The organism is Actibacterium sp. (assembly GCF_041584535.1).
Taxonomy (GTDB): domain Bacteria; phylum Pseudomonadota; class Alphaproteobacteria; order Rhodobacterales; family Rhodobacteraceae; genus Actibacterium_D.
On record NZ_JBFHDW010000153.1, the window covers coordinates 1 to 6,512 of the forward strand.

At 60.9% G+C, this 6,512-nt stretch carries 6 protein-coding genes; 5 read left to right on the plus strand and 1 reads right to left on the minus strand.

The features are described from left to right. Window positions 1-1,122, minus strand: a 1,122-nt coding sequence (locus ABYW26_RS08800; protein WP_372604409.1) for an acyl-CoA dehydrogenase family protein, incomplete at its 3' end; no start/stop codon positions are given. A 246-nt stretch (window positions 1,123-1,368) separates the two neighbouring features. On the opposite strand from ABYW26_RS08800, the gene ABYW26_RS08805 reads away from it, so the two are divergent. The 5 genes from ABYW26_RS08805 (at window position 1,369) to ABYW26_RS08825 (ending at window position 6,260) form a co-directional block, all read left to right on the plus strand. After that, a complete protein-coding gene (locus tag ABYW26_RS08805; protein WP_372604411.1) occupies window positions 1,369-2,391 on the plus strand; it encodes a zinc-binding dehydrogenase in 1,023 nt (340 codons plus the stop codon). A gap of 17 nt (window positions 2,392-2,408) precedes the next feature. After that, window positions 2,409-3,185 carry an enoyl-CoA hydratase-related protein gene (locus ABYW26_RS08810; protein WP_372604412.1) on the plus strand — a complete coding sequence of 259 codons (777 nt, stop codon included), beginning with the start codon at window positions 2,409-2,411 and terminating at the stop codon, window positions 3,183-3,185. Between the two features lie 66 nt (window positions 3,186-3,251). Further along, a complete protein-coding gene (gene dctP, locus ABYW26_RS08815) occupies window positions 3,252-4,322 on the plus strand; it encodes a TRAP transporter substrate-binding protein DctP (protein ID WP_372604413.1) in 1,071 nt (356 codons plus the stop codon). Window positions 4,323-4,468: 146 nt separating this feature from the next. Continuing rightward, entirely contained in the window at window positions 4,469-4,951 is a 483-nt protein-coding gene (locus tag ABYW26_RS08820; protein WP_372604414.1) for a TRAP transporter small permease, read from the plus strand. 10 nt (window positions 4,952-4,961) lie between these two features. Further along, entirely contained in the window at window positions 4,962-6,260 is a 1,299-nt protein-coding gene (locus ABYW26_RS08825; protein ID WP_372604415.1) for a TRAP transporter large permease, read from the plus strand. Window positions 6,261-6,512 lie beyond the last annotated feature (252 nt).

The window sequence follows — 6,512 nt, forward strand, 5'->3', positions numbered from 1 at the left end:
AATGATGCCCTGCTGAATTTGCGTCGTGCCCTCGTAAATGCGGAACAGGCGCGCGTCGCGGAACAGCTGTTCGGCGCGATATTCGCGGATATAGCCGTTGCCGCCATGCACCTGCACGTTGCGATCGGCCACGCGGCCCACCATTTCCGAGGCGAACATCTTGGCGCAAGAGGCCTCAACGCTGACGTCCTGACCCAAATCGCGCCGCTGCGCCGCATCCAGAACCATGCACCGCGCCGCATAGGCGTCGGCCTTGGAATCGGCGAACATCACCTGCAAAGCCTGAAAGTCGGCAATCGGGCGACCGAACTGTTTGCGAGTGACCGCATAGTCCATCATGTCGTCGATGATCCGCTCGGCCAGACCCACGCAAGCGGCGGCGATATGCAGGCGGCCCTTATCCAGAACCTTCATCGCGGTCTTAAAGCCCATGCCCTCGACCCCGCCGATCAAAGCGTCCGCCGGGATGCGGCAATCCTCAAAAATCACGTCACATACATGCGCCCCCTGCTGGCCCATTTTCTTTTCCGGCTTGCCGGTAGACAGGCCGGGCACACCGGCTTCGACCGCAAAGGCCGATACACCGCCGGCGCCTTTGACGTCAGAATTGGTGCGCGCCATTACGGTGAACAGCCCGGCATGCGGGGCGTTGGTGATAAAGCGTTTGGTGCCGTTTAGAATATAGCTATCGCCGTCGCGGCGCGCGGTGGTGCGAACCGAACCCGCGTCCGAACCCACATCCGGCTCGGTCAGCGCGAACGACCCGATCAGCTCGCCCGAGGCAAGACGGCTGAGGTATTTCTCTTTTTGCTCGGGCGTGCCGTCGATCACGATCCCTTGCGAGCCGATGCCGACATTGGTTGCGAACATCGACCGAAAGGCCGGCGCAGCGCGGCCAAGCTCGAATACCAGCAGCGCCTCTTCTTCGACGTTCAGACCAAGGCCGCCGTAAGCTTCGGGAATCGACAGGCCGAACAGACCCAGTTCCTTCATCTCTTCGACGATCTCTGCCGGTATGGCGTCGCTCTCGGCTACTTCCGGCTCGGCCGGAATCAGGCGCTCATCAACAAATCTGCGAATCACGTCAATCAGCTGCGATCGTGTTTCCAGGTCCAAACCCATAGCGTCCTCCCATCTGGATATTAAGTAAATATATTGTCATTTAATCCCGTCTGGCAAGAGAAGATTTACTGCGATCAGTCAGATTTTCTAATGAATTATCCAGCAAAAGATGCAGGTTTATCCATTTTAATAGGGAAAATTAGATGGTTGTCTTTGTCAACTAGGTCAACCACGCATGGGTGTGGTTATGAAAACATGTTGTCGATTAAATGATAATATGTTTACATAAATGCGGGAGGAGACCACATGCACGCATTGGTATTAAAGACCCGCGGCCCGGAGGGAGCGGAAGTTTGTGAAACACCCCGGCCGGCTCTGGCCCCGGAGCAGGTGCTGGTGCGGATGCTGGCGGCTTCGGTGAACCGGGTCGATCTCTACATGCGCGACAATGGCGCGGGCATTACCCACAGCCTGCCCCAGATCATGGGCGTCGATGGCGTTGGCGAGGTGGCCGAGGCGCCCGAAGGCTCGGCCTTCGCTGTGGGCGACCGCGTGATCCTGTATCCCTATGAATTCTGCGGCACCTGCCGGTATTGCCTTGCAGGCGATCAGCCGCTTTGCACCTCGGCGCGTATTTTCGGCGAACATCGTGACGGCACTATTGCCCAGTATATCGCCGCTCCCGAAGTTTCGCTTTTGCCGCTGTCGCCGGACACCGATGCCGCGGCGGCCGCGACCGTGGGCGTCGCATATCTGACCGCTTGGCGCATGGTTTTCGGCAAAACCCCGATCGCCCCCGGCGCGCAGGTGCTGGTGCAAGGCGCTGGTGGCGGCGTGTCCTATGCGGCCGCGCAACTGGCGCGCATGGCTGGCGCACGGGTGATCGTGACCACCACCGGCGCGACCAAACTGGCGCATTTCCGCGCGCAAGGGTTCGAGGCGGTCGATTATGCCGCTGGCCCGGTCAGCAAGGCCGTTTTGGCCCTGACCGGCGGCGAGGGCGTTGATCTTGTTGTTGATAATGTCGGCGCGGCGACCTGGGACCAGTCCCTTCGCAGCTTGCGCCGGGGCGGCGCGGTTGTGACCTGCGGCGCCACCACCGGCAGCGCGCCCAGCGCCGACTTGCAGCGCATGTTCATCCGCCAGCTTTCGGTTCATGGCTCGACCATGGGCAGCATGGCCGAGTTCCGCCAGCTTATCGCGGCGTTCGAGGCGGGCGGCTTTACCCCACCCATCGACGAAATCTTCCCCCTCAGCCGGGCCGCCGAGGCGCTTGACCGTCTTGGCGCACCTGATCGGCTTGGAAAAGTCGTCATTCAGATCGCGTGATGTCGGAGCAGAAAACCATGACTTATGAAACCATCCTTGCCTCGACCGACGGCCCCGTTGGCATCATTCGGCTGAACCGCCCCCAAGCGCTGAATGCGCTGAACACCCAAATCACAACTGAGCTGGGACAGGCGCTGAACGCTTTTGAAGACGACGACACGATCAGCGTCATCGTTCTGACCGGCAGCGACCGCGCCTTTGCCGCGGGCGCCGACATCAAGGAAATCAAGGACAAGACGTTCTCGGACGTCTTCAACGAGCACTTCATCACCAAAACCTGGGAACGTGCCGCATCCTGCCGCAAGCCTCTGGTCGCTGCCGTGTCCGGTCATGCCGCCGGTGGCGGATGCGAGTTGGCACTGATGTGCGACATCATCGTGGCCTCGGAAACCGCCCGGTTCAGCCTGCCCGAAAGCCGGATCGGTGTGATCCCCGGCGCGGGCGGCACCCAGCGCCTGACCAAGATCGTCGGCAAGGCCATCGCGATGGACATGATCCTGTCCGGCCGGGTCATGGATGCGCAAGAGGCCATGCAGCACGGGCTGATCAGCCGCCTGTCTTCGGCCAAGACCTATCTGACCGACGCCATTGATCTGGCCAAAAGCATCGCCGCCTCGTCGCGCCCGATCCTGATGCTGGCCAAAGAAGCCGTGAACCAGGCTTACGAGACCCATCTGGCCGAAGGCATCTATGTCGAGCGCCGGCTTATGTATTCCACCTTCGCCACCGACGACCGGCGAGAGGGAATGAACGCGTTTTCCGAGAAACGGAAACCCGTTTTCACCAACCGCTGACCGCGTGTCAGCTTCACTCCACGCATGCCGGACCGACGCCGGTATTTCTCTCAGGGAGGAGAAAATATGCACTTGAAGAAAACTCTCACCGCGCTGACCGCAAGCACGCTGATGGCGGGTCTGCTGTCGACCGCCGCGCTGACCGTTTCGGGCACCGCCGCTCAGGCCGCCGAAGTCGACGGCCCCAAGGTCAAATGGCTGGTGTCGCTCTGGGGCGCCCGCCGCGGCTTTACCGAAGGTGTTGAAGGTCTGGCCGAATATCTGGCTGCCAAGACCGACGGCAACTTTGAACTGTCGCTGCAATACGGTGGCGTTCTGTCGGACCCCAAGGAAAACATCGACGGCCTTCAGCTGGGCGCCTTTGAAATGGCGACGATCTGTTCGTTCTACCACCCCGACAAAACCCCGGCCACAACCGGCCTGAACCTTGCATTCCTGCCGCTGCCTTCGTTCGAAGCGCAGGCCGAAGTCTATGGCACGTACATGCAGCACCCGTCCGTCAAGGCGGAATGGGCCAAGTGGAACGCCACCCCGCTGATGTCGGCGCTGATGCCGAACTACGAGATCATGGGTAAAGGCGACGTGCCGGCCGGTCTGGGTGACTGGGAAGGCAAACGCCTGACGGCTTCTGGCGGCCACGCGGCCCTGATGCAGGCCATCGGCGCCATCCCCAGCACCGTTCCGGCCCCCGACCTTTACACCACTCTGGAACGTGGCGCCGTGGACGGCATCGTTTACCCCTACACCTATGCGTTCACCGCCTACCGCTTTCACGAGCTGTCGGACTGGGTGACCGATCACTGGGGTCTGGGCACGGTTCAGTGCAACGTCGCGGCCAATACGGATGCGTATAATGCCCTGCCCGATCAGTATAAGGCCTTGATCGACGAGGCGATCCCGCATGCCTACGAGTATCAGATCGCGAAATATGCCGAGATCGACGCGGACAGCGAAAAGCAGTTCGAAGAGCGTGGCCTGAAGCGCATTCCGATCACCGACGAGATCCGCACCGCGCTGCAACAGGCCGTGGCCCCGAGCTGGCAGGAATGGGTGGACAATGCCAACGCGCAGAACCTGCCCGGCCAAGAGCTGCTTGATCTGATCCTGTCGACCGCTGCGCAAGCTGCGGCCAAGTAACGGACAGACCCATACGCAATGCTGGCGGGTCTCGGCCCGCCAGCCACTGAAAGTGAGGGCTCCTCGTGAAAAGCTTCATCTCCACAGTCGACAATATTCTTTCGCCGATCGAAAAATATTTCGCTTTGATCGCCGGATGCGTGGCCATGCTGATGATGTGTGTGGTCTGTGCCGAAGTCATCGGCCGCACCGGATTCAATCATCCCCTGCGCGGCAATATCGACGTTGTCGAACAGTTCATGGCCGTGGTCGTGGCGCTGGGGATTTCGTATTGCCAAAGCCATTTTGGCAATGTCCGCATGACCCTTCTCAGCAACCGTCTGAGCGGGCGCGGCAAATGGCTTTCCGAAGCATTCGCCCTTTCGATTGGCTGTTTCGTCGTCGCGGTTCTGACCAAGGGCAGCTATGCGAATTTTCTGCGCGCGTGGCGCAACGGCGGGGATACGCCGGAACTGGGCCTGCCCCTGTGGATCGGCATTTTCATCGTGACCGCCGCGCTGGGGCTGCTGTTTATCCGAATGACCCTGCAACTGATCGAAGCGCTGCGGCTGATGGCGCAGCCGACGACGGGATCCGCCATCTTCGCGCATGCGTTCGATGATCCCATCGAAACCAATCCTTACGAATAAAGGCAGACTCATGGATCCTCTTACTCTCGGAATGCTTGGGATCGGCGTCCTGATCCTGCTTGTCGTTCTCGGTGTGCCGGTGGCGTTTGCCTCGGCGTTTACCGGAATTTGCGGCCTGATCGCGCTGCGCGGAGCCACGGTTGGCATTGGTCTGTCGGGCATCATTCCTTTCGCCAATTCGGCACATTATTCGCTGAGCGTGCTGCCGCTGTTCATCGCCATCGGCTTTCTGGCCAGGCACGCGGGCAACACGACCTCGGCCTATGACGCTGCGCGTAAATGGGTGGGCCGGGCGCCCGGCGGCCTTGCGACCGCGACCATCTTCGCCAGCGCCGGTTTCGCCGCTGTCTCAGGTGCCAGCACCGCCAGCACCGCCGTGTTCACCCGCCTTGCCCTGCCGGAAATGGAGGCGCGTGGCTATGACAAGACCCTTGCCGCTGGCGTTATCGCCGTGGGCGGCACACTGGCCGCGCTGATCCCGCCCTCGGCGATCCTTGTGATCTATGGGATCATCGTCGAGCAATCGGTGGCGCAGCTTCTGCTGGCCGGCATGATCCCCGGCCTGCTGTCGATGCTGGTCTATGTGGCTGTCATCTGGATCGTTGTGACCATCAATCCCAACCTCGCCCCGATCGAACCCCGCACCTCGCTGCGTGAAAAACTGGCGGCTTTGCCCGGCGTGTCCGGCGTGTTCGCCGTGGTCGGCGTGATCCTTGGCGGTATCTATTTCGGCTGGATGACCCCGACGGAATCAGCCGGTGTCGCCACCGCGATCATTCTGGGGATGGCGCTGTTCAAGAAGATGTCCCTCAAGAACTTTGGCAGTGGCTTGCTGGATACCATTCGCACCACAGCCATGATCTTTATGGTGATCTGGGGCGTGATGATCTTTGTCCGCTTCCTTGCCTTTACCGGCCTGCCCGCAGCCGTCACCGACGCCGTCATCAGCCTTGATGTGCCGCGCTGGGTTATTCTGCTCGGCATCATCGTCATGTATCTGCTGATGGGGATGATCCTTGATGGTCTGGGCATGATGATGCTGACCCTGCCGGTGGTTTACCCGGCCATCGTCGGCCTTGGGTATGACCCGATCTGGTTCGGCATCCTGCTGGTCAAGCTGATCGAGATTGGCGTCGTGACCCCGCCGGTCGGCCTGAACTGTTATGTCGTGAATGGCATCCGGCCCGACATTCCGCTGGAAAGCGTGTTCCGGGGGGTGATGCCGTTCCTGATCGGAGAAGTCTTCATCATCTCGGTCATCATCCTGTTCCCCGATCTGATCCTGTTCCTGCCGAACATGATGAACTGATCCTACGGGACCCACGAAAAGATCAGGCGGCGGGGCCATCCCCGCCGCTTTTTTTGCGCACAGATCGGTGCAAACCGGCAGCGAACCTGCCCGCGCTGCTAGCCCTCGGCCCGGTCGAGGATTTCCAGCCCCCGGATCGCAAACCGCAGCGCCAGAGGTTCAAGATCGGCGGCGTTCTCGCCCGAGGCGACACCGGCGGCGGCGCGTTCGGCGATGCCGACGAAGATCACTGCGAACCGGAACAGGGCAAAG